Raw genomic sequence first — 26300 nt, 5'->3', positions numbered from 1 at the left:
GGGCATCTCCATGCGACGCCTGTTGCGGCTCTATCATCTGTTCCTTGTCGGAGTGCTCGGCCTGCTGACCGTGTTTCTGGTCATCCCCGTCGGGATGCAGGTTCTGGCCCGCTATGGCGAGATCGTCCCTAACTATCTCTGGACCGAGGAGCTTTCGCGCTTCGCTCTGATCTGGCTGGTCATGATCGGATCGGCGGTCGCCGTGCGCGAGAATACCAATTTCGACATCGACCTGCTGCCGACGCCCGCAACGCCGCTCGGCACGCTGATCGCACGCATGATCGTGCGGATCTGCGTGCTGGTGTTCGGCCTCGTCTTCCTATGGGGCAGCCTCGAATATACGCAGTTCGGGCTGCGCATGACGTCGGACATGTCGGACATCAATATGGGTTACGTCTACGGCGCCTTCCCGTTCGCCGCGATCGGCTGGATCGTCTTCACCCTTGAGGGGATCTACGACGCCATCGCCGTCTACGGCCGCTCCGAGACCGCGCTCTCCCTGACGGAGGTCGAAAATGGGACCCGGTGAGGTTGCCGTCATCCTGCTCGGGACCTTCATGGTCCTGCTGATCTTGCGCGTGCCGGTGGCGTTCGCGCTCGGCATCGCCTGCCTGCCGCCGCTGCTGTTCGACCCGCGCGTGTCGCTCTACGTGCTGATCGACCAGATGTACACGTCGTACAATTCGTTCCTGCTGCTCGCTGTGCCGTTCTTCCTGCTCGCGGCGAACGTGATGAACGCGGGTGGCATCACCGACCGCATGCTGAACCTGTCGCGCACTATGGTGGGCCATTTCCCCGGTGCGCTGGCTCAGATGAACGTGGTGCTCTCCGTGCTGTTCGCCGGCGTCTCCGGATCGGCCACGGCCGATGCGGCGAGCCAGAGCAAGATCTTCATCCCCGCCATGGTGAAGGAGGGCTACGACCGCAGCTTCTCCGTCGCCAATACGGCGGTGTCCTCGGTGCTTTCGGTGGTCATTCCGCCGAGCATCCTGATGGTGATCTGGGCGGGCACGCTTTCCATCTCGGTCGGCTCGCTCTACATCGGCGGTATCCTGCCTGGCCTGATGCTGTGTCTCGCCATGATGGTGACGGTCCACGTCTATGCGAAGGTGCGCCACTATCCGCGCTTCGCCCGGTCGAGCTTCGTCGACTTCCTCAAGGCCACTGTGATCGCGGTGCCGGCGCTGTTCCTGCCGTTCATCATCGCGGGCGGAAAGATCTTCGGCTGGTTCACCGCGACCGAGTCGGCCGCTATCGCGGGCGTCTACGCGATCTTCCTCGCGGTGTTCGTGTTCCGCGAGATGGACCTGAAGCAACTGTTCGCGACCTTCATCGATACCGGGCGGTTCTCGGCGGTGTCACTGTTCTGCCTCGGCACCGCGTCGGTGTTCGGCTGGCTGCTCGCCTATTACAAGGTTCCAAACGCCCTGCTCGCCAGTGCGGTCGAATGGGACATGGGCATCACCGCGACGGGCTTCTTCATTGCGGCGGTGTTCCTGGTCGTCGGCTGCTTCCTCGATGCGATCCCCGCCATCGTCATCGTCGGTGCGATCCTGCAGCCGCTCACGGCCCATGCCGGCATGGATCCGCTGCACTACGCGCTGATCGGCATTGTCTCGCTCGCCTTCGGCCTCGTGACGCCGCCCTATGGACTGTGCCTGCTGATCGCGGCGGCGTCAGCCGCAGCGCCGCTCAGATCGGTCATCAAGGATACGCTGATCCAGATCCTGCCGCTACTGCTGGTGCTGGTGACGGTGATCATGCTGCCGCAGCTCTATCTCTACCTTCCGCACCTTGTCGGGCCCGATCTCGGTCCCTGATACGGCGCAGCCCACGAAAAGAAAGGGCGGCCCGCAGATGCGAGGCCGCCCTTTCTTTTCGCGGCTGGCTGGAGGACCGTAGATGTTGCGATCGACGACAGGACGCCGCGCTAGAGCAGATTCGACTTAATCCGGGTCATATCCGGCAGCGTCGAAATAGTGCCGACATTCCTCTGGCGTGAAAGCGGAGAGGCAATCGGCGACGACGGACCATAGTTCGTCGATGGTTCGGGCTGCGGCCTTTCTGAGCAGGGCCTTGAGCTTCGAGAAGGCCATCTCGATGGGGTTGAAGTCTGGCGAGTAGGGCGGCAGGAACAGGAGCCGCGCGCCGACCTTCTCGATGGCCTCGCGCACGCCGCTGATCCTGTGAGCGGGCAGATTGTCCATGACCACGATGTCGCCGGGGCGAAGCTCGGGCGCGAGCACTTGCTCTGCATAGGCCAGGAAGGCCGGACCGTTCATCGGTCCGTCGAGCAGCATCGGCGCCGTCATGCCGTCCAGTCGCAGGCCGGCGGTAAAGGTGGTCGTCTTCCAATGGCCGTGTGGAACGGCCGCCCGGCATCGCTCGCCGCATGGCGCCCTGCCGCGCAAGCGGGCCATCTTCGTGGATGCCGCGGTCTCATCGATGAAGATCAGCCTCGCGGGGTCGAGGTCAAGTTGGCCGTCAAACCAGGCTATGCGGCGGCGCAGGACATCGGGGCGCTGCTGCTCGGCGGCGTGCGCCGTCTTTTTTTGAACGTGATGTCGCGCCGGTCGAGGAACAGCCACACCGTCGAGGGGGCGGCCCGCACGCCGCGCTCGGCTGCAAGGCGCTCCCCGATCTCGGCCAGCGTGATGTCCGGCACCTCCTCGATGAGGCCGAGAATGAAGGCCTCATGTGCATCGAGCTTCGAGCGCGACGGCTGGCCCTGCTTGCGCGCTTCCATCTCGCCGGTCTCGCGATAGCGGCGATACCAAGCCCCGGCCGTCGAGATCCCGATCGAGAAGCGACGCGCTGCCTCCCGCGTTGAAGCCCCGTCTTCGATCGCCGCAATCAACCGACCGCGAAGGTCGCCACTCAGGCTCCTCGTCATCATCACCTCCTGGCAAATCACCAGCAGCAATGAATCAGACAGCGAACGACCCGGGAATCCTCAAACCGACTCTGCGTTCATCGAAGATGCTCTAGCGTGTGCCGCAGGAGGCGCGCACGATCAGGTTCGGGCGCAGGATAACGTTCTCATGCGTCTTGCCTGGCGCCTTGATTCGCTCCAACACCAGTTCGGCGGCGCGGCGACCCGTCTCATGGGCGTGCAGCGCCACCGTCGTCAGGGCCGGATAGGCGAGTTCCGCCTCCGAGGTTCCGTCGATGCCGACGATGGCGAACTGCCTGCCGGGCTCCAGACCACGCCGGCGCAAGCCGTGCATGAGCGCGATGGCGACATTGTCGTTGTAGCCGATCGCGGCGGTCGGCGGCTCGGGTAGGTCGAGCACCTTGTTGAGGTCGGAGATGGCGTTGGCGCGCGTCGGCCGGCTTTCGACGCATAGGGCGGGATCGAAAGCGTTGCCGGCGCGCTGCAGCGCTTCCTGATAACCGGCGACGCGATCGATCCGGGAGGGGCTTTTCGCCTCGCCGCCGAGAAAGGCGATCCGACGATGGCCGAGTTCGATGAGATGGCGCGTCGCGATGCGTCCGGCGAGGCGGTTGTCGGGGCCGACATAATCGACATCGGCATCCGGAGGCCGGCGAATGGCGACGCAGATCGGGGTGCCGCCCGCTGCGATGCGCTCAAGGAATTCCGGCTTCGTCTGCGAGGCCGGGAAGATGATAAGCCCGCCGATGCCGTGCTCTTCCAGCGACTGGTAAACGCGTGACTGGCGCTCGATCTCGTCACCGGTCTCGACGAGGAAGACGAGAAATTCCGTGCCTTCCAGCCCCTTCTGCACGCCCGCCGTCATTTCCGCGAAGAACGGGTTGCAGATGTCGTTGATGATGAGGCCGATGGCCTGCGAAGTCTGGCGGCGAAGGTTTGCGGCGCTACGATTGTACTTGTAGCCGAGCTTCCTTATTGCCTCTTCGACGCGGTTTCGCGTCTCGGCGGAGATGCGCTCGTTTTTCTGCAGGACGAGCGACACCGTCGAGGGCGACACGCCGGCCGCCTTCGCGATGTCAATGATGGTGACCCGCCGCAGCGGCGCGATCTCATTCATTGCCGGTGTCAGCGCCCATTGAACTGCGGTGCCCGCTTCTCCTTGAGGGCGCGGATGCCCTCGCGGCCGTCCTCGGTGCCAGCCGCGGCCATGCCCGCCAGGAGTTCGAACGTTGCATCGCTGCCAATGCCGACACCTCCGTTGAGAATCGATTTAGCGATCTGCGTCGACACGGGTGCCATGCTGGCGATCTCGCGGGCAACGTCCTTTGCCTTGGCGAGCGCCTGTCCGGGCTTGGCGATATCGGTCGCCAAGCCCCACGACGTAGCGGTTGCAGCATCGATCCGCCGCCCCGTCAAGGCCATGAGTTTGGCGCGGGGCAGGCCTATGAGCCGGCTAAGTCTCTGTGTTCCGCCCCAGCCGGGAACGGTGCCGATGGAGGTTTCCGGCAGCGCGACCAGCGCCTCGGCATCGATGACGCGAATGTCGGCGGACAAAGCTAGCTCCAGCCCGCCACCGAACGCCATGCCGTGAATGGCTGCGACCACCGGCAGGCGGCAGGTCTCGATGCGGTCGAAGACGCGGTGTCCATGGAGAATCCAGCTGCGGCGGACGTCTTCCGGGCTCAGGCTTCCCCAGATGTTCACGTCGGCGCCGACGCAAAAGGCGCGCCCCTCGCCGGAGAGGACGATCACACGGATGTCCGGAATGTCCTCGATTCGGCTAATGGCCGCGCCGATTTCGGCGATCATCTGCGGCGTTAGTGCGTTCAATTTGGCGCTGCGGGTTAGGAGGAGGGTGGCGACGGTGCCATCCACGTCGATCTTCACGAATTCCATTTCCATCCCCTCGATGTGTGGCCCAGCTGCGGACTCAGATTGATTTCACGCGTGCGCCTTGACGACAAACCAACCAGATGAGTAGAACGTTCTACTAATGATGCCAAGGGCGGCGTTCAACCCCGCACAGGCGAGGAAGCAAAATGAAAATCGTCACCAAGGAGGAGCTTCAGTCCATCCTGGCTGGGCTGAAGGAGGGTGCGACCGTCGCTACCAGCGGTGCGGGCGGTGGCCTGATGGAGCCGGACGAGGCGCTGAGCTGCTTCGAGGCGGCGTATCTGGAGCAGGGCGCACCGCGCAACATCACGCTCGTCCATGCGCTCGGCCTTGGTGATCGCCGCCGTCGCGGCATCAACCGTTTCGCCCATGAGGGTATGGTAAAGCGCGTCATCGGCGGCCACTGGGTCTGGTCGCCCACCATGCTGCGCATGGCGCAGGAGAACAAGATCGAGGCCTACTGCCTGCCGGGCGGCGCGATCATGCACCTGTTCCGCGAAATCGGGGCGGGCCGTCCGGGCCTGTTCACCCATGTCGGCCTCGGCACTTTTGTGGATCCGCGTCAGCAGGGCGGGCGCTGCAATTCGATCTCGACCGAGGACATCGTCGAGCTGATGCAAATCGATGGCAAAGACGTGCTGCGCTACAAGCCGTTCCCGGTCGATGTCGGCGTCATTCGCGGCACCTACGTCGACGATGTCGGCAATATCAGCGCCAGCGAGGAGCCTGCCGACCTCGACGCCTATTCGCTCGCCCTCGCGGCGCGCAATTCCGGTGGCGTCGTCATCGCGCAGGTGCGCGAGAAGGTCGCGCGCGGCACGTTTCGTCCGCGCGAGGTGACCGTTCCCGGCAATCTCGTCGATTACGTCGTTGTCTGCCCCGAGCAGCAGCAGACCTATCAGGGCGGCTACCACCTCTCGCTTGCCGGTCTCGAGCACGGCGATGTCGTGCGCAATTCCGGCAAGGACGACGTCGCGCGCCATATCGTTGCCGCCCGCGCGGCCGAAGAGCTGATCACCGGCTCGACGCTGAATTTCGGCTTTGGCATGTCCGCCGATGTCGCGGAGATCATCTTCAAGACCGGGCGTCAGGACGAGTTCTGGTTCACCATTGAACAGGGCATCCATGGCGGCGACCTGCTGACCGGCGACATGTTCGGCATCGCGGCGAACCCGATGGGCATCCTGTCCTCGCCCGAGCAGTTCGACCTCTATAGTGGCGGCGGCCTCGACATGACCTTCCTCGGTCTCGCCGAGATGGACGGGTTCGGCAACGTGAACGTGTCGCATTTCGCAGGCCAGATCAGCGGGCCCGGCGGCTTCATCGATATCACCCAAAAGGCGAAGGCGGTCGTGTTCTGCGGCAGCTTCGACACCAAGGGCGCGCGCTCGCGCGTCGTCGACGGCAAGCTTGTGATTGAGCGTCAGGGCGATGTGCGCAAGCTCGTGGACCGCGTCGCGGGCATCACATTCAGCGGCGAGCAGGCTATCGCGGAAGGCAAGAAGGTCGTCTACGTGACCGAGCGCGCCGTGTTCCAGTTGACCCCGGAAGGCGTCGAACTGATCGAGGTGGCTCCGGGCATCGACATCCAGACCGACATTCTCGACCGCATCGGCTTCACCCCGATAACCCGCGAGCCGAAGATCATGTCCGCCCGCTTCTTCGAGGGCGCCGCGCCCGTCGACAGCGCCGCCTGAGAGAAGGACACTTTCCATGGATATCATTCTTCCCGTCTCGAGCGGTGCTCTCGAGCGCTACACGCTGAAGGCCGGCGAGCCGCTTCCCCGTCGCGCCGCCGGGCCGTTCAACCGCATCGCCTATTCGGCTGCCCATGTGACGGTGAACCCGTTTGCGGACATCGATCCGTGGCTGAAGACGGCGGTCGACTGGGACGCGACGCTCTCCTATCGCCGCTATCTGTGGGATCTCGGCCTCGGCGTCGCCGAAGCCATGGACACTGCGCAGCGCGGCATGGGCGTCGACTGGCCGACCTCGCTCGAACTCATCACCCGCACCGCTGCGGAAGCCCGTGCCTATGGCGCGAACGCGCTGCTCGCGAGCGGCGTGGGCACCGACCAACTCGCCAATGGCCGTGACTACACGATCGACGAGATCATCAAAGCGTACGAGGAGCAGTGCACAGCGATCCACAAGGCCGGCAGCCGCTTTATCCTGATGGCGAGCCGTGCGCTAGCGCGCGCTGCGGCGCGTCCGGAAGACTACGCCCGCGTCTACGACCGGATCCTCTCGCAGAGCCCGGAGCCCGTGATCCTGCACTGGCTGGGCGAGATGTTCGATCCCGCGCTCGCCGGCTATTGGGGCCATGACGACCACTGGAAGGCGATGGACGTCTGCCTTGAGATCATCAAGGCCAACGCCTCGAAGGTCGCCGGCATCAAGGTGTCGCTGCTCTCCGAAGAGAAGGAAGTATCGATGCGCGCCCGGCTGCCAGCGGGCGTCGAGATGTATACCGGCGACGACTTCAACTACCCGACCCTGATCGCAGGTGACGGCACGCACCATTCGCAGGCGCTGCTGGGCATTTTCGACGCCATCGCGCCGGCCGCCAGCGCCGCGCTCACCGCGCTCGCGAAGGGCGACCGTGCCGCCTATGACCGGCTGATGGATCCTACCGTGCCGCTGTCGCGCCACATCTTCAAAGCGCCGACGCAGTTCTACAAGACCGGCGTCGTGTTCCTCGCGTGGCTGAACGGCTTTCAGAGCCATTTCACCCTCGCGAACGGGCAGGAGAGTGCGCGCGCGACGGTGCATCTCGCCGAACTGTTCCGCCTAGCCGATCAGGCCGGGGTCCTTTTGGAGTCGGAACTCGCCTGCACGCGGATGTGCAATCTGATGGCGGTGCGCGGCGTCGAGCCGGGCGTTGCCAGTGCCCGCGCGGCAGCTGAGTGACGGGAGCTACCTGATGAGCGTGTTCCACGTTGAGGTCGATCAGAGCTGGCGCTTCCGCAAGACGGTGTCGGAAGCCGATGTCTACGGCTTCGCCGGTATCACCGGCGACCTGTCGCCCAACCATGTCGACGAGGCCGCGATGCGCGAGACGCCCTATGGCGGGCGCATTGCCCATGGCGCGCTGCTCGTCGGCTACATGTCGGCCTGCTCGACCATGGCCTGCGCGGACGCTCGCGACGGCGGCGAGACGCCGGTGTCGCTCGGCTATGACCGCGTGCGCTTTCTCGAAGGCGTGCGCATCGGCGAGACGATCGCGGTGACCTACAAGATCGCCCGCGTCGATACCGAGGCGCGCCGATCCTATGCCGAGGTTGAAGTCCATGTCGTCGACAGCGGCAAGCTCGCGGCCGTGGCGACCCACATCCTAAAATGGGTGCCGAACGCGGCCTGAGTACAACGGCTTCAGCGACGAACCACCTAAATCGTCTTCCAAGATATTAGCGAGAACTTACTCATGTTTTAAGCGTTTGAGTGTATGCGAGCAGGTTGCTAGCGCGATGGCCGCTTGTTGCCAGCCGTGGACATTCCAGGCGCTCTTTTAACGTCTGTTTTGGGGTCGGTGGCAGACTGTCCGCTATTGGGACTTTAAACGAGAAGTTAACATATCGCCGTTGAATGACTGAGGCTGACACTGGCCCATCTACAAGCTTCAGAAGGTCCGCTTTCGGCAGCCCCTCCGAGACTTGGGCTCTTGGCCGCGCGTGGGCCGAGGATTACGACGAAGACCGCGACAAAGACGATCGTGGCGACGCCGAAGCGGAACCTTCGCTGGAGACGGACTAGTTATCTGATTGAATTAACAAATATCGGCGATCACTGAGTCTCTACTGGCGCAGATCGCAACTCCAGTCGAAATGAACTCCTGAAGCCATTCCAATGCGTTGAAGCCATCTGTGGCGGGGCTCGTGTTGGCGCTTATTCACCGCGGAACACCAGCGGTAGCACGAAGAACGGCAATACTCGTGCCATCTGGCTCTTGCTAAGCACAAACAATTCACCCGTCCCGGCATTCTCCCGGATACGGTGAATCACATCTGGATCGAAATTAATAGGCCCTGAGCCTTGGCGTGCCACACGGTCTGTGCCGCGCCAAAGCAACTCAAGGCGCCTCGCCTCAGCCCCTCAGTCGAGTCGCTCAATCACATCGACGCCCAAGGTGGAACTGTTGCGTCCTCGCTCTCCGTACCCTCGGAGGCCGCTCATCAAAGCATGATTTGGTATGGTCTCCCTAATCGTAGCATTTGTTTTGGTGCGCCGCTAACGTTGCCGCTGGACTGGCCGGTATCGGCTGTGCGTGACCGCGCCGATCGGCCTTGTCGCGCTGCGGGAGAGTGCTTTGCTGCTTGACAAGGATCACGAACCCTTGCGCTTCGGCTTCCTCCTGGCGCCGCGCTTCTCGATGATGAGCCTGAGCTCCGCAATCGAACCGATCCGCGTTGCCAACCGGCTTCTTGGCCGCAAAGCCTTTGATTGGTACACATGCAGCACGGACGGCCAGCCCGTGATGGCGTCGAATGATCTGGTTCTTGAGGCCGGGGCGGTTGATGCGGCGACTGACCGGATAGATGCACTTGTCCTGTGCGGCGGCACGCGCCTTACCGCAGCGCAGGAGCGGCCGATCATTCGCGCCCTGCGCAATGCGAACCGGCGCAAGCGCGCCATCGGCGCACTGTCGACGGCCACACATCTGGTTGCGCGGGCGGGCCTTCTCGAAGGATACCGCTGCACAATCCACTGGGAAAATCTCCCGGCGCTGCGCGAGGAATTTCCAGGCCTGATTGTGACCGAGGCGGTCTACGAGATCGACCGCGATCGGCTGACATCTTCGGGTGGCACCACCGCGATGGACATGATGCTGCACATCATCCTGCTGCGGTATGGCCCGGACATCGCCAACGAGGTTGCCGCGCAGTTCCAGCATGCGAAGATCAGGGCGCACAACGAGCCGCAATCAGGTTGGCGGCAGCGCAATCTGACCTACCAGCCTCCGGTGATCCGGCGGGCCACCACCATCATGCGGGAACACATCGAAGATCCCCTGGCCATCCGCGAGATCGCCGATCAGGCGGGCATCAGTGAACGACAAATGGAACGGCTTTTCACGACCCATCTCTCGTTGCGGCCGATGCACTACTACCTGATGCTGCGCACCGAGCGCGCCCGCGAATTGCTCAGCTATACCGAGAAGCCGTTGCTCGAGATCGCTATCGCCACCGGATTCGGATCGGTCGCGCATTTCTCCAGATGGTTCCTGCACTTCCACGACCAGATGCCGTCTCAGTACCGCAAGATCAGCAGCACAGGTGCGTGAGAGGCGGTGCGATCGCTATCAATTGCGGATCGCATGCAAAAGGTCGCGCACCGTGGTTCCCGGCCGGCCGAACTGGCTGAGGTAACACAGGCAGTTGCGGCTCTGCTCTTCGCCCCATGCCGGTGTCGTATAGAGCAGGAACTTGCGCTCCAGTTCAGCGACGGACAGCGGAGCATCCGGATCACCACGCGGCTCGCGCGGCGCTGACGAATGGATTGAGCCGTCCTTCAGCCGGATCTCGACGCGAGCGAAGCGCCGAGCGGGAAACAACCGCGAATATTCGCCATCCTCGACATAACGGATCCGCTCCGTGAGCCTGCACACTTGCGGATCGCCGAGCGCGTCATCCACGACATGCTGGGGCAGCACGTTGCCATGGATGAGCGCAACAGCCGTCGGGAACGACGTGCCGTACTGCGCCTGGTCAGTCGTCTGGGGTATGCCTTGAAATAGACGTGTGGCCTCATGGAAGGTGTGAACGATCACCTCGTCGACATCGTCAGGTTTAATCGCATGAGCGGCCTTGAGCTCACGAACACCGTCAATGCCGGCATGCGCCCAGCGGCAGACGGGATAGAGCTTAGTGTATTGCTCCTGGATACGCCAGCGCTCGCCCAGATCATTCCAAACCTCATCTAGATCCTCGTCGACGACAGACACGGCCGGCGCGCCGGTGAAACCTCCCGAGGCGAGATAGGCGGCCGATACGCCAGCCATCGCTCCCCAGCCCGAACCGTCCTTGACCATCGTCGGATAGTCGACGTCGCGCATCAGCTGGCTGCGCGGACCGTGATACTCCGCAATGCCGAGGGCGTGCTGGAAGCGCGTTTCGTCCAGTTCCAGCAGATGCCCCGCGAGAGCGGCACAGCAGACGGCATTCCAGGCCCCTGACGAGTGATACTCCGGGACGCTGTTATGCAGGGCGATGCCCGCCCGCGTACCGATTTCGTAGCCCGCGATCAGCAGGCGCAGGAAAGTGCCCCCTTCGAGATCAGGTCTGGCGGCTTCGGCGACTGCCAGCAGCGACGGCAGTGCCGCGCAGCCGACATGTCCCTTGGTGAGCGAGTGTCCGTCATGCGCGTCCATGGAGTCGATCACCATTCCGCCCAGCAGCGCAGCGCCCACCGGGTTGGTAAGCGGGCCACCGATCATCGGCCGGCAGCTTGGCCCGCCATTGAGGCCGACGCCGTGAAAATCACCGACATAGCGGACGAGTATGCCTGCCAGCGGCGTGGCGGAACCGGCGACGGCGGTGGCGATCAGATCGACAAGGCACCAGCGCGCCTTGTCGACGATCTCCTCGGACAGATCCGTCGTCTCGATCGTCGAAAGGAACGAGCGAAGGTCGCCGTCCCGAAGCGAAAGCTTGCGCATGATGGCCACGTGCTCAGTTGACAAGGCCGGAGGACTTCAGGAACCCGTTCGCAACCTCGGAAATTGTCTTCTTTTCAACATCGACCTGAGCGTTGAGCCTGGCCATAACCTCTTCGTTGAGTCGGCTGGAAATGTCCTTCAGCAGCGGCTTGAGCTGGGGGTGGGCTTCCAGCGCCGCTTTGGTGGCTACCGGGGTCATCACCTGCGCAATGTGGTACTGCCGGTCGTCTTCCAGAAGGACGAAGTCGAAGGCTGGGATGCGGCCGTCGGTCGAGAACACGAGACCGACATCGACCTGGCCGTCGCGCAGCGCCTGATAGACGAGGCCGGAATCCATGCGAACGATGTCCGCGCGCGGGAAGGAGAAGCCATAGGCTTCTTGCATAGGCATGAGCCCGTCCTTGCGGCCGTAGAATTCTGCGTTGCAGCCGAACGTGATCTTCTCTCCGCGGTTGACCGCCGCAGCCAGATCGCTGGTCGTGCGCAACCCCCTTGCCTTGGCGGTTTCACGGCGTACCGCGAGGGCATAGGTGTCATTCACGTCCGAGCTGTCGAGCCATTCGAGCCCGTTGGTCGCGTCCAGCTCGTTCAATTTGGCAAGCATCTGTGCTCGCGGGATTCCGGGCATCTTGTGGTAGTTCACAAGTGCAGGACCAGTATACTCCCAATAGAGGTCGATCTGACCCGAAACGAGACCTTGGCGGACGACGTTGCTCCCGAGCCCTGACGTCAACGTTGCGCCGATACCCTTAGAGGCGAGATACTGCTGAGTAATCTCGCCGGCCAATATATTCTCCGTAAATCCCTTGGCACCAAGCTTGACATCCGCGGCGCTCGCGAAAAGCGGCATAGCCGCTACGCACAGTCCAACGAAACAGGCAATCATCTTATCCATGGGACCCCCGATTGGAATGGCTTGAGTTTACTTCTTTTTGTCAATGGCTTGGCCATTTGCGTCTAGGAAAGCCGGACGAATTCAATTGTGCACGTATCGTAGATCGAGCCGCACACTGGCGAGCATCAGTTATCGACACCAATTTTGCAGAAATCGACATTGCCGCGTCAGCCCGCCGCGACAGCTCCACAGTTGGCCGCGAGACTACCGGCGAACCGCGCCGGCGCGCGCTTAAGCAGCCGCCGCGTTCGTCGCACCTGACTGTCCCAATGCGGCGCTGCCCATCGGCGCCCTTACATTGGGCGCCGGAAAATTCCGCATATTGAACCGCCCCGGCTTTGCCGGAGACCCCAACTCCTGAGAGGATGGGGCTATGACGAGCAAGACGACGAACAAGTTCTCGCCTGAGGTGCGCGCTCGCGCGGTGCGGATGGTGCTGGATCATGAGGCTGAGCATCCGTCGCGCTGGCAGGCGATTGTGTCGATAGCGGCGAAGATTGGCTGCTCGGCACACTCACTGAACGAGTGGCTGAAGAAGGCTGAGGTCGACGCCGGTAAGCGGGCCGGGGTGACGACGGATATGTCTGCGAAGCTGAAGGCCCTTGAGCGCGAGAACCGCGAGCTGCGGCAGGCGAACGAGATCCTGCGCAAGGCATCTGCATATTTCGCCATGGCGGAGCTCGACCGCCGGTCGAAGACATGATCGCGTTCATCGATGATCATCGCGGTGCGTATGGGGTCGAGCCGATCTGCAAGGTCCTGCCGATCGCCCCATCGACCTATCATGCGCATGTCGCCCGGCGGCTTGATCCGTCGAAGTGCTCGGCACGGGCGCTACGGGACGCGGCCTTGCGGCCCGAGATCGAGCGCGTGTTCGCCGAGAACTTCGAGGTCTATGGAGCGCGCAAGGTCTGGCGACAGATGATGCGCGAAGGGTTTGACGTTGCCCGTTGCACCGTCGAACGGCTGATGCAGGGCATGGGCCTCGCTGGTGTGATCCGCGGCAAGCCGGTCCGCACGACCATCTCGGACAAGTCGGCACCGTGCCCGCTCGACCGTGTGAACCGGGTGTTCCATGCGCCGGCGCCTAACCGGCTCTGGCTCTCGGACTTCACCTATGTCAGCACCTGGGCGGGCTTCGTCTACGTCGCCTTTGTGATCGACGCCTATGCTCGCCGCATCGTCGGCTGGAGGGTGAGCCGGACCGCGCATGCCAGCTTCGTGCTTGATGCCCTGGAGCAGGCCCTTCACGAGCGACGGCCCGCCCATCGCGGCGGCCTGGTGCACCATAGCGACCGCGGTTCGCAATATGTGAGCATTCGCTACACCGAACGGCTGGCTGAGGCCGGCATCGAGCCCTCCGTCGGCAGCGTCGGTGACAGCTATGACAACGCACTCGCCGAGACGATCAACGGCCTCTACAAGGCCGATGTCATCCATCGTCGGGGGCCTTGGCGATCCTTCGAGGCCGTCGAGTTCGCCACGCTGACCTGGGTCGACTGGTTCAACCATCGCCGGCTCCTGGAGCCTATCGGCAACATCCCGCCGGCCGAAGCCGAGGAGCGCTACTACGTCATGCTCGGTGAGCAGCAAATGGCGGCGTGACTTAAACCAAATGGCCTCCGGTGAAACCGGGGCGGTTCAGCATCCCCGATTCAGATCCGCTCATCGACATCATCCGCCTTCGCATTTTCTCGCGTGATAGCGAGGAATTTTCGCGGCGGGAGCTGCCGATAGCAAACTACTTTCAGGAATGTACTAGACATTTCATAAACTTACTCCTCACGGCGCAAGCCGGTATACCGGTTATCGAATCCGGGACTCTGCCGTTGACGATACATATTTTAAGATGTACCACTTGAACAACAGGAGGCCGCCATGACCGTGACTGTTGAGAGCCGACCCACGCCGAGGGAGCGGTTTTCCGCTATCCACCGCGCTTTGCGCGACCGCATCTGTCTTCTGATTTACCCGCCTGGGACGGCACTCAGCGAAGCCGAGCTCGCGCGCGAATTCGGTGTCAGCCGCACCCCCATGCGGCGGGTAATGCAGGCGCTGGAGAATGAAGGGCTGATCGAGACCACACCCAATGTCGGCTCGATGGTAACGTCGGTGGAACTCAAATCCCTGCGCGACGCCTATGCGCTGCGCATGAAGCTTGCTGAATTGCTCGGCGACCTCAACCCGGCGTCCATGCTCGACGCCATTACCGCGACGCTCCGCGAGCTTCTGGCCGAATGCCAGCCGCTGAGCGGTCAGGTCGATGTGCGCGCTCTGGCCCAGATCAGCCACCGGCTTCAGGACGAAATCCTGCACCTTTCCGGCAATGCCGAATACCGGCAGGTTTCCGAGGTTCTTTACTACAAGACGATCCGCGCCTATCTCGAGATCCTGCCCGAACTCAACTGGGCGGCTGAGGTCGCGGCACAAGCCGACGAAATCACCGAAATCCTGGCTTCGCTCGCCGCTGGCGATATCCGCGCGGTGGGCTTCATCCGGCGCAACCACATTGCCCGCACTCTCAACCGCATCACCAGCTTCATGCTGGGTGATCACGATTGAGGGTGCTCATGCTGATGAAGGTGACGAGCGCGCTGGCGCCATCAGGCAACGGGACCCAGGCGGAAGCTCTGGTGCTGCGCCGCGTAGACAAGACTTATGACGGTATCGCCAAGGTGGTGGACGCGCTTGATCTCGACGTTCACCCGGGCGAGTTTCTGACTATTCTCGGTCCCTCGGGTTCCGGCAAGACCAGCCTACTGATGATGCTCGCTGGCTTTGAGCCGCCGAGCGCCGGGACAATCGAGATCGGCGGGCGCGACGTGTCCAGGCTGCCGCCCTATAAGCGTAATATCGGCATGGTGTTCCAGCATTATGCGCTGTTCCCGCACCTGACCGTCGGCGAGAACCTGGCCTATCCACTCCAGGCGCGCGGCTGGCGCAAATCCGAGATCACCGAGCGTGTCGCCTGGGCGCTGCAGCTCATCCGCCTGGATGGCATGCGGGATCGGCGCCCGGCGCAGCTGTCCGGCGGGCAGCAGCAGCGCATCGCCGTGGCTCGGGCGCTGATCTACAAGCCGCAGCTCGTGCTGATGGACGAGCCGCTAGGCGCGCTCGACAAGCAGCTGCGCGAACAGATGCAGGATGAGATCCTTCGACTACATCGCGAGCTGCGGCCGACCATCGTCTATGTCACCCACGACCAGAGCGAAGCTCTGTCGCTCTCGGACCGCGTCGCGGTGTTCGAAGCGGGGCGGATTGCCCAGATCGGCACGCCCTCTGAGCTCTATGAGGCACCGCGCACCGCCTTCGTGGCCGGCTTCATCGGCGAGAACAACCGCATCACCGGCATGGTGATCGCCGCCAATACCGAGTTCTGCCATGTCCGCTGCGCCGATGGCGCCGTCCTTGAAGCGCGAAACATCGCCGACGCGCGCATCGGCGACCGCGTGAACCTTGCGGTCCGGCCCGAGCGTCTTCGACCGGCTCAGGCTGGGGAGGGATCATCGGTCGAGGTGGAGGTCGCCGACATCACCTATCTCGGGGAGGTTTCCCGCGTGCGCGGCCGGATGCGCGACGGCACCGAGATCATCTGGAAACTGCCCAATTGCGGCCAGAGCGCGCGCCCTGAGCGCGGCGCGACCATCGCTCTCGGCTTCTGCCGAGAGGACGCCCGGGCCTTCGCCGCCTGAGCGCACCCTTCCCATCTCAAGGAGGTTCACCATGGTTATCGCGTGCCCGAAAGTGTCGTCCGCAGCCGTTCTCTGCCTTCTGATTGCTTCTGGCCCCGCGAGCGCGGCGGACGCTCTGACCATCGCTTCCTTCGGCGGCCAATACACGGCAAGCCAGAGCAAGTCGCAGTACGATCCGTTCACCGCCAGAACCGGCGTGACGATCAAGTCGGTCGATTACAACGGGGGACTTGCCGAGCTCACCGCCCAGGTCCGTTCGGGCACGGTGAACTGGGACATCGTTGATGTCGAGTTGCAGGATCTTGATCGTGGCTGCGCCGACGGACTGTTCGAGAAGGTCGATCCGGCGCAACTGCCGGCAGGCTCCGATGGGGTTCCGGCCATCAAGGACTTCGTTGCTGGGTCCCTGCATGAGTGCGGTGTCGGTACGGTCATCTGGTCCAATGTGCTGGCCTTCAGCGATCCGGCCTTTCCCGACGCCAAGCCGAGTCGGATTGAGGACTTCTTCGATCTGGAGAGGTTTCCAGGCCGGCGCGGGCTGCCCAAGCGTCCTCACGCCATACTGGAATGGGCGTTGATGGCCGATGGCGTCGCCCCCTCTGAGGTCTACGGGGTGCTGGCAACGCCCGAAGGTCTCGACCGTGCCTTCGCCCAGCTGGACACGATCAAGGATCAATCCGTCTTCTGGGAGACCGGGGCGCAGATGATCCAGCTTCTCGCCGATGGCGAGGTCGCGCTGTCCGCCGCCTATAATGGCCGGGTGCAATCGGCGATTTCGGACGACGCCAAGCCGCTGAAGATCATCTGGGATCGGCAGATCTGGAACGCGGATTACTATGCCGTTGTCGCCGGCACCCACGCCAAGAACACCGCATTTGATTTCGTGCGCTTTGCCACTGGAACCGTTCCGCTGGCCGAGCAGACCAAATACATCGCCTATGGTCCTGTGCGTCGATCCTCCCAGCCGCTGATAGCGCCGGCGATCGCCGCCACGCTTCCAACGGCACCGGGCAATTTCAACAACGCCCTAGCCTTCGACGCCGCCTGGTGGACCGCTCATGGCGACGCGATCAATGAACGCTATGCGGCGTGGCTGGTCCAATGAACGCAGCCTCGCCCTCCCGCGCCGGCTGGGCGCTCGTGCTTCCCCTGGTCGCCTTCATCGTGATCGCCTTCCTGGCGCCCATCGCGACCATGTTCCTGCGCAGCGTCCATGACCCGGAAATCGCCGATCTCATGCCGCGTACGCGACAGGCCCTCGCTCAATGGGACGGAGCCGGTGTTCGGCAGGTGGCCTTTGACGCGGTCTCGGCGGATTTGCAGGAGGCGAACGCGACCAACCAGATCGGCCGGCTCGCCCAACGCCTCAACCGCGAACAGAACGGACTTCGCAGGCTGATCGACGTCACCGCGCGACAGCTGCAACAGAATCCAGACACACAGCTTGCGCGGATCGATCCAGGCTGGAGCGATCCCGACCTCTGGCGGATTCTGGCGCGCGTAACCTCGCCCTGGACGGGGCGGCATCTGCTCAACGCGCTTGATGTGACCGTGACGGCCGATGGTGCGCTGGTTCGGCAGGAGGAGGCGCGGCGGCTTTATGTCGATCTCTTCCTACGGACCGCCTGGGTCGCCGCCTTGGTGACCCTCATCTGTGCGCTGCTCGGCTATCCCTATGCCTATGCCATGGCAGCGTCCGGCCCCTCCTTACGTACGCTGCTGCTGTTCCTGGTGCTGCTGCCGTTCTGGACCTCATTGCTGGTGCGCGCCACGGCCTGGATCGTGCTGCTGCAGCGGCGCGGTGTCATTAATGAAGGGCTCCTCGCGATGGGCCTCATTAGCGAGACCGGTCGTCTCGACCTGATCTACAACATGACGGGGACAATCATCGTCATGGTTCACGTGCTGCTGCCCTTCTTCGTACTTCCGCTCTATTCGGTGATGGCGGGACTGCCGACGTCCTACGTGCGCGCCTCTGCAAGCCTGGGAGCGCATCCACTGCGGACCTTCGCCCGCGTCTATCTTCCGCTGACCTATCCCGGCGTCGCTGCGGGTGGCCTGCTCGTCTTCATCCTATCGCTTGGCTATTACGTCACCCCGGCCCTGGTGGGAGGACGAACCGGCCAGCTCATCAGCAATCAGATCGCTTTCCACATGCAGAGGAGCCTGAACTGGGGCTTGGCGGCCGCTCTTGGGACGTTGCTCCTGCTTGCGGTTCTGCTCCTCGCTTTGACGCTGCCGCGCCTCGCCGAACGCGGAGGGCTGCGCGCATGAACCGGCTCGCCCGTTTCGGGTTCTATCTTCTCTGCGGCCTGATCGCGGCCTTCCTTGTCCTGCCACTCCTCGTGATCGTGCCGCTGTCCTTCAATCCGGAGCCGTATTTCTCCTTCACGCCGGCCATGCTCCAGCTTGATCCTGCTGGATGGTCGCTGCGCTGGTACCGGGAAATCACGGAAAGCGCGCAGTGGCGGCTGGCGCTGCGCAACAGCCTGAGCATCGCGGCTGTCGTCACCCCGCTGGCAACCCTTCTTGGCACGATGGCGGCGCTTGGATTGCGGCGGCTACCGACACGAGCGCGCAAGATGTCGGCTGTCATCATCGCGTCGCCGCTGGTTGTGCCGGTCATCCTGTTCGCCACGGGGATCTATTTCTTCCTGGCGCCGCTGGGGCTCACTCAGTCCTTCACCGGTATCATCCTGGCCCATACCGCGTTGGTGGCGCCCTATGTGGTGGTGACGGTCGGCAGCACGCTCACCACCTTTGACGAGCGCCTGCTGCGCGCGGCGTCCATTCTGGGCTCGCCGCCTTTATCCGCCTTCTTCAAGGTGACCTTGCCGCTGATCGCGCCCGGCATCGCCTCAGGTGCTCTGTTCGCCTTTGTCACGTCCTTCGATGAAGCGGTCATCGCCCTGTTCCTGGCTGGCTATGACCAGCGCACCATTCCCTTGCAGATGTGGTCGGGTGTGCGGGATCAGTTGAGTCCCGCCGTACTCGCCGCAGCGACGCTCATGGTGCTTCTCGTCACCATCATCATGCTCGCAGCGATGCTGATCGCTCGCTCGGCGCGATCGGCAGGGGCACGCAGATGAGCCGTCAGGACTGGCTCGACGCCGACTTCCTGGCCAACGTCGCTGCGCGGCTTGCCGGGCGTGACTGGCCCTCAGCGACGTTGGCGCCGCTGGTACATGGGGCGGGGCATGGCCTCGTCAGTAGCCTGGGCGATCTGCTGGCAGGCCTGCAGAGGCTCGCCGATGAGGATCTTGCCGACATCGGACCGGCAATCCCCCCTTTCCAGGAAACAGGCCAATGAGCGACCTCACGCGTCTGTCCTTGCGCAAGCTCCGGCGGCTGATGGTCTCCGGGGAGGTCCGGCCGGAAGAGGTGACCGCGGCGTTTCTGGCGCGAGCCGAAGCCCGCAATAGTCGCGATCTCAGCTATGTCTCGATCGGAGCGGAAGAGGCTCTGGCGTGCGCTAGCCGGGTGGAACGGGCTGGCGCATCGGGGCGCCTCGCCGGCATACCCTTCTCCTGCAAGGATGTGTTCGACACAGTGACGTTGCCGACCACGGCCGGCTCGCGCGCCCTGCATGATTACCGGCCGATCAGAGACGCGCAGGCGCTCGAACGCCTCAAGGCGTCTGGTGCCATCCTTTTGGGAAAGAACAATCTGCACGAGTTCTGCTACGGCATCACCGGCGCCAACCCTATCTTCGGCACGCCGGCCAACCCGCATGATCGAGGCCGCCTGGCGGGCGGATCTTCCAGCGGCTCCGCCGTTGCCGTCACCAACCGGACAGCAATGTTTGCCCTCGGCACCGATACGGGCGGCTCGGTGCGCGTTCCCGCTAGCCTGTGTGGCCTTGTCGGCTTCAAGCCGACCTACGGACAGATCAGCCTGAAGGGTGTGGTGCCATTCTGCTGGTCGCTGGATCATGCCGGGATTCTTGCCCGAAGCTGTGTGGACGCGGCCGAAGTGTTCCTCGCCATTCGCGAGGCGGGTGAGGCCGTCTCGGCAGCGAACGCCGATCATTCCGAGCGTAGCAACTCGCTGCATGGCCTGCGCATCGGAGTACCCAGGGGAGCCTATCTTGAGGATGTGACGTCCGACATTGCCCTGCGCGCGCATCAGCTGATCACGGAATGCCGCCGGCTCGGGGCCCACATCATCGACGTGGTAATGCCGGACGCCACCCATGTGCGCACGGCCTCGCTGGCCGTCCAGCTCGTCGAGGCTTTTGCCTGGCACCGGACAAACCTCCAGCGCCGGTTCGATCTGTATGGCGAGGATGTGCGTGAGGGGCTACTTCAGGGGCAGTTCATCCTGGCCGAGCATTATGTGCAGGCGCTCCGGCTGTTCGCCGCGAAGAAGGCCGAGATAAGTGAGCGGCTCAAGGATATCGATGTGCTGATGACGCCGACGACGCCGATCGTCGCGCCGGCTCTGGATCAGAAGCAGGTGACGCTAGCGGGCGTTGCGGAGCCTGTCGGCAATGCACTGTCTCACTTCACCTGTCTTTTCAACCTGACCGGTCACCCCGCGCTATCCGTTCCCATCGGTCGGGACGGTGATGGCCTGCCGATCGGGGTGCAACTGATCGGTGCGCATCATCGGGACATGAAGCTCCTGGCGATCGGCGCCGCACTGGAACGGGTCGGTCTGGCCGGCTGGATCGAGCCGAATGACGAGATGGATGATGGCACCGCCATGCCGTCTCCGCTGGCGGAGCGGCGAGAGCTCTATGCGCATTAGGGATACGGGCGCTACGGATACCATCCAACTCCGAGTGGCGCCGCCTGTGGAGATGGCGTTCCCAGACATCACCAAGTAAGATTTACTGCGGGGGATGGTGCGGGTACCATCAAGTTCATTTCTGAAGGCGGACCGATGGGTGGTGACAATTGAGATCCACAGTGTCCGCCTCTCCGGACATTACGCGAGCGAGGTGATTTTTCTCTCGATCACACGTGTTGTTCCTGCATCAAGGATGTCGCGAGTGCGCGCATGACCAGATCCGGCAGCGCCACCTCAAGAACCCGGAAATGATCATTCAGAGCGCCCTGGGCCGCCTCCATTCTTCCGTCGGCCAGCGCGGAGGCGAGGGCGGTGAGTGAGGCATGCAGAGGCCGCGGCAGATCGGATGATCGATAGGCGCAGCGGCGAACATGATGGGTCCGCTCGCACAGATCGATCACGTTGCGCTCGATCACATCGCTGCCCGTACATCGGCTCATGGCGATGAACAAGGCTTCGGTTCGGCGTGCCAGCGCAACGGCCGTCCTTGGATCGCACGGCGTCAAGGGGGGAGGGCCCAGGTCGGGCAAAGGGCGAAATGATGCCTTAGATGCTCCCACTTCAAGGCTGTGTCGGAGGAGAAGCTGCAGGAGGTCATGGATTTCCTGCATCTCGCGTAGGCGCAGTTCGCGAGCGAAGAAACCTCGCGCTGGAACGGCAGCAATATGACCTTCGGCATGTAGGCGGATGAGCGCTTCGCGAACGGGCGTGTTACTGACCTTCAGCTGGTCCGACAATTCGACGACGGCCAGATGCTGGCCAGGACGGAACCCGTAGAGGAGCGCCCGTGTCTTCAAGGCACGGTAGACCTGATGGCGCCTATCCCCGCCGAGACATCCTGATGGCCGCAATCCCGGGTGAAAGCGGTCCCCGTCACGTTTCATCCTCGCGTCTACGGCTCCCTGCCTCAAAGAACTTTCAGGTCGCGAGGATAAGGCGTGAGATAGTCAAAACCGTCCTCGGTCACGACGATGGAGTCGCCGATGCGTCCGCCGCCCTTGCCGGGCACGGTAATGCCGCCATCAACAGCAAAGGTCATGCCGGCTCGTAGCTCGCGTATCTCGCCGCGCTTGAGTTCCGGCGCCTCCAGCAGCGACATGCCGACCGAGCGGCCGGTACGATAGCCGGGGGAGAAGCCGGCCGCCGCATAGGCCTCTTCCGCAGCGGCGTTGACCGCCTCGCAGCGTATACCGGGACGGATCGCGGCCAGCGCGGCGCGCTGGGCAGCCACGGAGGCCTCCTGGATGCGCGCCTGTTCGTCAGTCACAGTCCCCACAAAGAACTGGCGGTCAAAGCCGAGCTTGTAGTTGCGGAAGTTGACCATGCCGCAGAAGCACAGATAGACCGGATCGCCCGGCTCCAGCGGGCGGACGGCGGCGCGGCGATGGACCATGCATGTGTCTGTGCCTGACTGCAGGATCTGCAGATTGTGGATCAGCGGCGAGACATAGCGGTCCTGCGGATCGCGCAGCAGTGAGGCGGCCCGGCGCGTGCCGGCCTGCATGGCGGCAAGCGCGATCTCAAATTCGGGCACACCGGGACCGATCGCGTCCGCAGCGGCATCCATCATGGAAACGGCAACTTCGCCGGCCTGGCGCAAGATAGCAATCTCGTCTGGCGACTTGATCATGCGCTGCTCTGCGATCAGCGGAACAATATCCGTCAGGATGCGAGCGGGAAGTTGGTCCCTGATCTCGGCGGCGATCACATTCGGCATTCTGGCCGCTTCGATCCCGATCGGCGTGGTCGTTGCGGGGCTGCCCAACAGGCCAATCAGCAGGTCCCGCCATTCCCGACCGCCGTCGGTCCAGGGTCGGATGTCCCCGACCCAGCTCATGGCGGCGCACATGTCCGATTCCATCAGCGGAGTGAGGATCACCGGAGCCTGACCGGGGCGCACGATCATCAGTGTCGGCCGCCCGAATTCCATGCCGAGATAATTCCAGTAGCCGCCGTAATAGGCGATCGAGTCCGGATCGCTGAGCAGGGCCAGTCCGAGGCCGGCGCTCTCGAGAGACCGGGCGAGAAGATGCGTGCGCATCTCAAAGGGGCTTGTCATCTGCCAACCTGTATGCAGCTATAGTGTGCCTCACGATAGAGAGGCGTGAATAGCGTTGTCAATACAGGAATTACGGCAGTGTTGGCGGGGGGTTTTTCCCATGCTGCATACACCAAGGGGGCAGGGCATGCGTGAGATCAAGAGCGATGCGGGTCGCCATCACCGGGCAAAGATCGGATTTGTGCTGTTGGCGATGGAACAGACCATCGAGGACGACATGTTCACGCTCCGCCCAGGGGGCGTGGGCATTCACTTTACGCGCGCACCCATGGCGAACCGGGTCAGCGTCGATACACTGGCGGCCATGGCCTCAGGCATTGGCGATGCCGCCAGTCTGCTCCTGCCGGAGGAGCCGCTCGATGTCGTCTGTTATGCCTGCACCTCGGGCAGCGTCGTCATCGGAGAGGATCGGGTGTTTGCTGAACTGAACCGGGGCAAGCCCAAAGCCCGGGCCACTTCGTTGATCACCTCGGTCATGCGCGCATTGCACGCACTAAAGGCGAGCCGCATTGCCATTGCCACGCCCTATCTTGCCGAGGTTGATGCCATCGAGCGGAGCTATATGGCGGCGCGCGGCTTCGAGATCGTTCACATGCAGGGATTGGGCATCGAGAAGGATGCCGATATGGTGAGGGTGGCCCCGGAAGCCATTCTGGATTTTGCGCTCAGCGTCGATCGCACCGACGCCGAGGCGCTGTTCATCAGCTGTGGCGCTCTACGCTCTCTCGATATCATCGAGGAACTCGAGCGCCGGCTCGGCAAGCCGGTTGTGACCAGTAATCAGGCGATGATGTGGGACTGCTTGCGTCTTGCCGGGATCGCCGACCAGCGGGATGATTATGGCATTCTGCTTCGGGAGCATTAAGTGAGCGAAAGCGCGACGAGCGAGACGTCAAGGACACGAGCCCCGCGGGGCCAGGTCACGGACATCTACCGGGCCTTGCGCGACCGTATCTGTCTCCTGCGTTATCCTCCGGGCATGCTGCTCGGCGAGCACGAGCTTGCCGAGGAGTTCACGGTCAGTCGCACGCCGGTGCGCCAGGCGCTGCAGCGGCTGGAATATGATGGTCTCACCGAGACCCGCAACGGCGTAGGAACCATGGTGACGGGCGTCGACCCGAACGCCTTCCGCGATATTTATGCGTTTCGGCTGCGCCTGAGCGAAATGATGGGCGAGTTCCCCGCGGAAGAAGAGGTGCCTCACGCCCTCTCCACGATCCTGGCGCTTCAGGTTCGACTGGAGGCCCTGAAAGGCCAACGGGACATGGAGGCGTTCTGGCAGCTCAATCACGAGCTCCATCACGCCACCAACCGCCTGATCGCCAATCTCGCTTTGCGTGAGACTCATGAGCGCTATTACTTCCAAGCCTCACGCATCTGGTACAGCGTGATCGAAGCCTTCTTCGAAGAACAACTCGCCGATCTCGCCGGCGAACTCAACGAGATCGCGGGCGCGCTGCGGGCCGGCGACATCAGGGCTGTCGGCTATATCCAGCGCAACCACATCGCCTTTGGCCTCCATCGTGTCGCGAGCGCTCACACCGCCGTCTGACGCTGCCACGTCTGGCCGAACGCGGGCCACGTCCCATGCGGCTAGAGCGTTTACATATTATAGTTGATAAACTTGGTGCGACGGAATTGCGATCGGTCTGCGCATGGATATGCGCAAGCTGGTCGGACGAAATTTCGCCCGCCTGCGTCAGGCCAAGGACCTGACGCAGGAACAGGTTGCCGAGCGCTCGGGGCTGAGCCAGCAGTATCTCAGTGGTCTCGAACGCGGCCGACGCAATCCGACGATCATCACGCTCTATGAGCTGGCACGTGCTCTCGATGTCAGCCATGTCGAGCTGGTTCTTCCGCCGGATGAGAAGTGAGGGGTGCCGGTGTGACCCCGACCGTGAGGCCGGGGCCCTGATCCAGGCGACGTCTTAGTCGCTGCGGCGCCCGTTGGGGCGAGACCAGATGAGGGAGAAGGTCTCTCCGTCCTCGTCATCGAAGAGGTTGGCGTAGATGGGGGCGTTGAAACTCGGATCGTCGAGCTTGAGGCCCAGATAGTCGCGCCCCTCGGTAGAGCGCTTGGACCAGGCGGCGCCGATCTCGGCGCGGCCGACCAGGACCCGATGGCTGGGGGCGTTATCGCCGGTGGCGCGGGTGTCGGGGACGATGCGCACGCCCCGGGCCTGCACGCCGAGGGTCACGATGTCGCCGGTGAACTCGTTGGTGCCGGTATTCTTGAAGGTGCCGATGGTGGCCATGTTCCGTCTCCGTCCTGTCTTCTGAGCCCGCACCATTGCGGCCTCGATGGCGATCGGGAGGCCGAAGGCGATCGACGCCACATCGCCTCGGGGTCCCCGTCGCGCTCGCGCGATGGGGTGAGGATTGCGACCGCAGCGCAGCGGAGGACGGCGCAGGCGCGACTTTGTTGCTTCGCGAGGAATGACGGCGATCCGGGGTCCCCGCGCAGCGCGCGGGGTGGGCGCCGGCAGGGGAAGAAAGTCGTGACCAGCCGTTGTGGCATAGGCGCTCGAGGCGCAGCCGTCCTTCGGCCAGATCAGGCCATTGAAGAGGCCGTATGGAGCGGGCACCGGCGGATGGATGAGGGAGATGGTTTGGCCTCGCGCCGGATACATAGAACCGACCGACCCACACCGCCAGACGATGCCGTGAGCCGGGCCAACCTGCGCATTCCCCCGTCCCTCCAACGTCGCGAATGCTCTGCCCCAAGAGGTCTTTCGGCTGCGACGCGGCCGCCGTCCTCCACGCGCACCAATCTTGCCGCATCAGAGGGCGAAGCCGGCGCGCCCGATCTCCGCTCCCTCCCGGCCCAGCCAGGTGACGCGGACGATATGCCGTTCGCTGTCTGGTGCGCCGAGCGGATATCGCGGTGTCGGGGACGGGAGCTGTGCCCGTCAGAAGGGCCGAACGCTTTCGTCTCGGTGATGCGCACGAAGGCTACAATGCCGACCACGCCTGCTCCGATGATCGAAAACACCATCTGCCACGGCTGGGAGGGTACGGTGTGATTCAGGATGCCATGGGTGGCGTGGAAGCCTGCCGCCACGGCCGGGATGACGAACACGGCAGCGATGAGCAGACGCGCCCAGATCGGGCGGACGGTGGCGAGCAGGAACCGGCCCAGACCGAAGGTTAGGGCTGCGGCAGCAAAGCCGACAAGGATAGCGCCGGGCCATCCGACGCCGGTACCATAGGCCCATGTGCCAGCCGTGATGCCCGCAAACAGCGGCAACGCGAATACAGCCAGCGTGAAGAGCAGCCAGCAGAGGAATGCGATCGTCGCCATGCTGAGAAGAATGCCGATGAAGATTATGGGGGCGGCTCCATTAAATCAGACCGATGCGCCTCCGCCACCACGATGCACCGGCGGGATTGGCGGTGGCGGCAGAGCACGAGCGCACGCCGGC

General features: G+C 63.4%; 25 protein-coding genes, 1 pseudogene and 1 other annotated feature. Of the genes and pseudogenes, 17 read left to right on the top strand and 9 right to left on the bottom strand.

The annotated features are described in order from the left end of the window. Positions 1 to 10 precede the first annotated feature (10 nt). A complete protein-coding gene (locus A3M1_RS0103525; protein WP_018387576.1) occupies positions 11 to 529 on the top strand; it encodes a TRAP transporter small permease in 519 nt (172 codons plus the stop codon). After that, on the top strand, positions 516 to 1820 hold the full coding sequence (locus A3M1_RS0103520; RefSeq protein WP_018387575.1) for a TRAP transporter large permease: 1305 nt from the start codon (positions 516 to 518) through the stop codon (positions 1818 to 1820). Before A3M1_RS0103525 ends, A3M1_RS0103520 begins: the two co-directional genes overlap by 14 nt. 126 nt (positions 1821 to 1946) lie before the next feature. Here A3M1_RS0103520 and A3M1_RS25645 read toward each other — a convergent pair. From A3M1_RS25645 to A3M1_RS0103500, 3 genes are all read right to left on the bottom strand, one after another. Next, positions 1947 to 2893 (bottom strand): IS630 family transposase gene (locus A3M1_RS25645; protein WP_085930261.1). Its coding sequence is split into 2 segments (ribosomal slippage): positions 1947 to 2554 and positions 2554 to 2893, totalling 948 coding nucleotides; the frame shifts between segments, so codons are not numbered across the junction. A 91-nt stretch (positions 2894 to 2984) separates the two neighbouring features. Next, positions 2985 to 4010: a LacI family DNA-binding transcriptional regulator gene (locus A3M1_RS0103505; RefSeq protein WP_018387572.1), complete on the bottom strand. Its 1026-nt coding sequence runs from the start codon at positions 4008 to 4010 to the stop codon at positions 2985 to 2987. Between the two features lie 8 nt (positions 4011 to 4018). Further along, on the bottom strand, positions 4019 to 4789 hold the full coding sequence (locus tag A3M1_RS0103500) for an enoyl-CoA hydratase/isomerase family protein (RefSeq protein ID WP_018387571.1): 771 nt from the start codon (positions 4787 to 4789) through the stop codon (positions 4019 to 4021). A gap of 143 nt (positions 4790 to 4932) precedes the next feature. Here A3M1_RS0103500 and A3M1_RS0103495 point away from each other — a divergent pair, with 143 nt between their 5' ends. The 4 genes from A3M1_RS0103495 to A3M1_RS0103480 all read left to right on the top strand — a co-directional run bounded on the left by A3M1_RS0103495 (position 4933) and on the right by A3M1_RS0103480 (position 10067). Further along, positions 4933 to 6483, top strand: a complete 1551-nt coding sequence (locus A3M1_RS0103495; protein ID WP_018387570.1) for an acyl CoA:acetate/3-ketoacid CoA transferase — start codon at positions 4933 to 4935, stop codon at positions 6481 to 6483. 16 nt (positions 6484 to 6499) lie between these two features. Beyond that, positions 6500 to 7696, top strand: a complete 1197-nt coding sequence (locus tag A3M1_RS0103490; protein ID WP_018387569.1) for a dihydrodipicolinate synthase family protein — start codon at positions 6500 to 6502, stop codon at positions 7694 to 7696. A 13-nt stretch (positions 7697 to 7709) separates the two neighbouring features. After that, positions 7710 to 8147 carry a MaoC/PaaZ C-terminal domain-containing protein gene (locus A3M1_RS0103485; protein ID WP_018387568.1) on the top strand — a complete coding sequence of 146 codons (438 nt, stop codon included), beginning with the start codon at positions 7710 to 7712 and terminating at the stop codon, positions 8145 to 8147. A gap of 903 nt (positions 8148 to 9050) precedes the next feature. Further along, positions 9051 to 10067, top strand: a complete 1017-nt coding sequence (locus A3M1_RS0103480; protein WP_245261559.1) for a GlxA family transcriptional regulator — start codon at positions 9051 to 9053, stop codon at positions 10065 to 10067. An 18-nt stretch (positions 10068 to 10085) separates the two neighbouring features. Here A3M1_RS0103480 and A3M1_RS0103475 read toward each other — a convergent pair whose 3' ends face one another. Together A3M1_RS0103475 and A3M1_RS0103470 are read right to left on the bottom strand one after the other, a co-directional pair. Beyond that, positions 10086 to 11441, bottom strand: a complete 1356-nt coding sequence (locus tag A3M1_RS0103475; protein WP_245261558.1) for an MmgE/PrpD family protein — start codon at positions 11439 to 11441, stop codon at positions 10086 to 10088. 13 nt (positions 11442 to 11454) lie between these two features. Beyond that, entirely contained in the window at positions 11455 to 12336 is an 882-nt protein-coding gene (locus A3M1_RS0103470; RefSeq protein ID WP_245261557.1) for a glycine betaine ABC transporter substrate-binding protein, read from the bottom strand. 373 nt (positions 12337 to 12709) lie between these two features. On the opposite strand from A3M1_RS0103470, the gene A3M1_RS0103460 reads away from it, so the two are divergent. From A3M1_RS0103460 to A3M1_RS0103425, 8 genes are all read left to right on the top strand, one after another. Then, positions 12710 to 13941, top strand: a protein-coding gene (locus tag A3M1_RS0103460; protein WP_085930247.1) for an IS3 family transposase whose coding sequence is annotated in 2 segments (ribosomal slippage) — positions 12710 to 13007 and positions 13007 to 13941 — 1233 coding nt in all. Because the reading frame shifts where the segments join, the coding sequence is not laid out codon by codon here. Beyond that, positions 12994 to 13110 (top strand) — a sequence feature (AL1L pseudoknot). It overlaps the preceding gene by 117 nt. A gap of 273 nt (positions 13942 to 14214) precedes the next feature. Beyond that, positions 14215 to 14898: a GntR family transcriptional regulator gene (locus A3M1_RS0103455; RefSeq protein WP_026221112.1), complete on the top strand. Its 684-nt coding sequence runs from the start codon at positions 14215 to 14217 to the stop codon at positions 14896 to 14898. A gap of 8 nt (positions 14899 to 14906) precedes the next feature. Then, positions 14907 to 16028: an ATP-binding cassette domain-containing protein gene (locus A3M1_RS0103450; RefSeq protein ID WP_018387561.1), complete on the top strand. Its 1122-nt coding sequence runs from the start codon at positions 14907 to 14909 to the stop codon at positions 16026 to 16028. Between the two features lie 31 nt (positions 16029 to 16059). After that, positions 16060 to 17133: an ABC transporter substrate-binding protein gene (locus tag A3M1_RS0103445; protein WP_018387560.1), complete on the top strand. Its 1074-nt coding sequence runs from the start codon at positions 16060 to 16062 to the stop codon at positions 17131 to 17133. Then, positions 17130 to 18302, top strand: coding sequence for an ABC transporter permease (locus A3M1_RS0103440; protein WP_018387559.1), 1173 nt, complete (start codon positions 17130 to 17132; stop codon positions 18300 to 18302). Before A3M1_RS0103445 ends, A3M1_RS0103440 begins: the two co-directional genes overlap by 4 nt. Next, positions 18299 to 19117 carry an ABC transporter permease gene (locus A3M1_RS0103435; protein ID WP_018387558.1) on the top strand — a complete coding sequence of 273 codons (819 nt, stop codon included), beginning with the start codon at positions 18299 to 18301 and terminating at the stop codon, positions 19115 to 19117. The genes A3M1_RS0103440 and A3M1_RS0103435 overlap by 4 nt, the downstream gene beginning before the upstream one ends. After that, positions 19114 to 19338 carry a hypothetical protein gene (locus A3M1_RS0103430; RefSeq protein ID WP_018387557.1) on the top strand — a complete coding sequence of 75 codons (225 nt, stop codon included), beginning with the start codon at positions 19114 to 19116 and terminating at the stop codon, positions 19336 to 19338. Before A3M1_RS0103435 ends, A3M1_RS0103430 begins: the two co-directional genes overlap by 4 nt. Continuing rightward, positions 19335 to 20777, top strand: coding sequence for an amidase (locus A3M1_RS0103425; protein WP_018387556.1), 1443 nt, complete (start codon positions 19335 to 19337; stop codon positions 20775 to 20777). The genes A3M1_RS0103430 and A3M1_RS0103425 overlap by 4 nt, the downstream gene beginning before the upstream one ends. 209 nt (positions 20778 to 20986) lie before the next feature. On the opposite strand, the gene A3M1_RS25640 is transcribed toward A3M1_RS0103425, so the two are convergent. Both A3M1_RS25640 and A3M1_RS0103415 read right to left on the bottom strand, forming a co-directional pair. Continuing rightward, positions 20987 to 21703, bottom strand: coding sequence for a GntR family transcriptional regulator (locus A3M1_RS25640; RefSeq protein ID WP_081620308.1), 717 nt, complete (start codon positions 21701 to 21703; stop codon positions 20987 to 20989). Between the two features lie 23 nt (positions 21704 to 21726). Continuing rightward, complete coding sequence (locus A3M1_RS0103415) at positions 21727 to 22878, bottom strand: Xaa-Pro peptidase family protein (protein ID WP_018387553.1); 1152 nt, start codon at positions 22876 to 22878, stop codon at positions 21727 to 21729. A gap of 127 nt (positions 22879 to 23005) precedes the next feature. Between A3M1_RS0103415 and A3M1_RS0103410 the strand changes: the two genes are divergently transcribed. From A3M1_RS0103410 to A3M1_RS0103400, 3 genes are all read left to right on the top strand, one after another. Further along, entirely contained in the window at positions 23006 to 23743 is a 738-nt protein-coding gene (locus A3M1_RS0103410) for an arylmalonate decarboxylase (protein ID WP_018387552.1), read from the top strand. Further along, a complete protein-coding gene (locus tag A3M1_RS0103405; protein ID WP_026221110.1) occupies positions 23744 to 24430 on the top strand; it encodes a GntR family transcriptional regulator in 687 nt (228 codons plus the stop codon). It abuts the gene before it with no gap. Between the two features lie 103 nt (positions 24431 to 24533). Continuing rightward, the gene (locus A3M1_RS0103400) at positions 24534 to 24752 is read left to right on the top strand and encodes a helix-turn-helix domain-containing protein (RefSeq protein WP_013167646.1); all 219 of its coding nucleotides are present in this window, start codon (positions 24534 to 24536) and stop codon (positions 24750 to 24752) included. A 54-nt stretch (positions 24753 to 24806) separates the two neighbouring features. Here A3M1_RS0103400 and A3M1_RS0103395 read toward each other — a convergent pair whose 3' ends face one another. Next, the gene (locus A3M1_RS0103395; RefSeq protein WP_018387550.1) at positions 24807 to 25133 is read right to left on the bottom strand and encodes a DUF736 domain-containing protein; all 327 of its coding nucleotides are present in this window, start codon (positions 25131 to 25133) and stop codon (positions 24807 to 24809) included. Between the two features lie 638 nt (positions 25134 to 25771). After that, a pseudogene (locus A3M1_RS24880) lies at positions 25772 to 26206 on the bottom strand (hypothetical protein); the annotation flags it as partial. Positions 26207 to 26300: the final 94 nt, after the last annotated feature.

Origin of the sequence: Ancylobacter sp. FA202 (assembly GCF_000380205.1) — a bacterium.
GTDB lineage: Bacteria > Pseudomonadota > Alphaproteobacteria > Rhizobiales > Xanthobacteraceae > Ancylobacter.
This window is presented reverse-complemented; position numbering and strand designations above follow the sequence as displayed.

Coding starts and splice junctions, on each gene's coding strand:
- A3M1_RS0103470 (WP_245261557.1), bottom strand. CDS start 12,336: ATGGATAAGATGATTGCCTGTTTCGTTGGACTGTGCGTAGCGGCTATG.
- A3M1_RS0103475 (WP_245261558.1), bottom strand. CDS start 11,441: ATGCGCAAGCTTTCGCTTCGGGACGGCGACCTTCGCTCGTTCCTTTCG.
- A3M1_RS0103485 (WP_018387568.1), top strand. CDS start 7,710: ATGAGCGTGTTCCACGTTGAGGTCGATCAGAGCTGGCGCTTCCGCAAG.
- A3M1_RS0103440 (WP_018387559.1), top strand. CDS start 17,130: ATGAACGCAGCCTCGCCCTCCCGCGCCGGCTGGGCGCTCGTGCTTCCC.
- A3M1_RS0103415 (WP_018387553.1), bottom strand. CDS start 22,878: ATGACAAGCCCCTTTGAGATGCGCACGCATCTTCTCGCCCGGTCTCTC.
- A3M1_RS0103520 (WP_018387575.1), top strand. CDS start 516: ATGGGACCCGGTGAGGTTGCCGTCATCCTGCTCGGGACCTTCATGGTC.
- A3M1_RS0103445 (WP_018387560.1), top strand. CDS start 16,060: ATGGTTATCGCGTGCCCGAAAGTGTCGTCCGCAGCCGTTCTCTGCCTT.
- A3M1_RS0103490 (WP_018387569.1), top strand. CDS start 6,500: ATGGATATCATTCTTCCCGTCTCGAGCGGTGCTCTCGAGCGCTACACG.
- A3M1_RS0103525 (WP_018387576.1), top strand. CDS start 11: ATGCGACGCCTGTTGCGGCTCTATCATCTGTTCCTTGTCGGAGTGCTC.
- A3M1_RS0103435 (WP_018387558.1), top strand. CDS start 18,299: ATGAACCGGCTCGCCCGTTTCGGGTTCTATCTTCTCTGCGGCCTGATC.
- A3M1_RS0103495 (WP_018387570.1), top strand. CDS start 4,933: ATGAAAATCGTCACCAAGGAGGAGCTTCAGTCCATCCTGGCTGGGCTG.
- A3M1_RS0103425 (WP_018387556.1), top strand. CDS start 19,335: ATGAGCGACCTCACGCGTCTGTCCTTGCGCAAGCTCCGGCGGCTGATG.
- A3M1_RS0103455 (WP_026221112.1), top strand. CDS start 14,215: ATGACCGTGACTGTTGAGAGCCGACCCACGCCGAGGGAGCGGTTTTCC.
- A3M1_RS0103410 (WP_018387552.1), top strand. CDS start 23,006: ATGCGTGAGATCAAGAGCGATGCGGGTCGCCATCACCGGGCAAAGATC.
- A3M1_RS0103395 (WP_018387550.1), bottom strand. CDS start 25,133: ATGGCCACCATCGGCACCTTCAAGAATACCGGCACCAACGAGTTCACC.
- A3M1_RS25640 (WP_081620308.1), bottom strand. CDS start 21,703: ATGAAACGTGACGGGGACCGCTTTCACCCGGGATTGCGGCCATCAGGA.
- A3M1_RS0103500 (WP_018387571.1), bottom strand. CDS start 4,789: ATGGAATTCGTGAAGATCGACGTGGATGGCACCGTCGCCACCCTCCTC.
- A3M1_RS0103400 (WP_013167646.1), top strand. CDS start 24,534: ATGGATATGCGCAAGCTGGTCGGACGAAATTTCGCCCGCCTGCGTCAG.
- A3M1_RS0103430 (WP_018387557.1), top strand. CDS start 19,114: ATGAGCCGTCAGGACTGGCTCGACGCCGACTTCCTGGCCAACGTCGCT.
- A3M1_RS0103505 (WP_018387572.1), bottom strand. CDS start 4,010: ATGAATGAGATCGCGCCGCTGCGGCGGGTCACCATCATTGACATCGCG.
- A3M1_RS0103450 (WP_018387561.1), top strand. CDS start 14,907: ATGCTGATGAAGGTGACGAGCGCGCTGGCGCCATCAGGCAACGGGACC.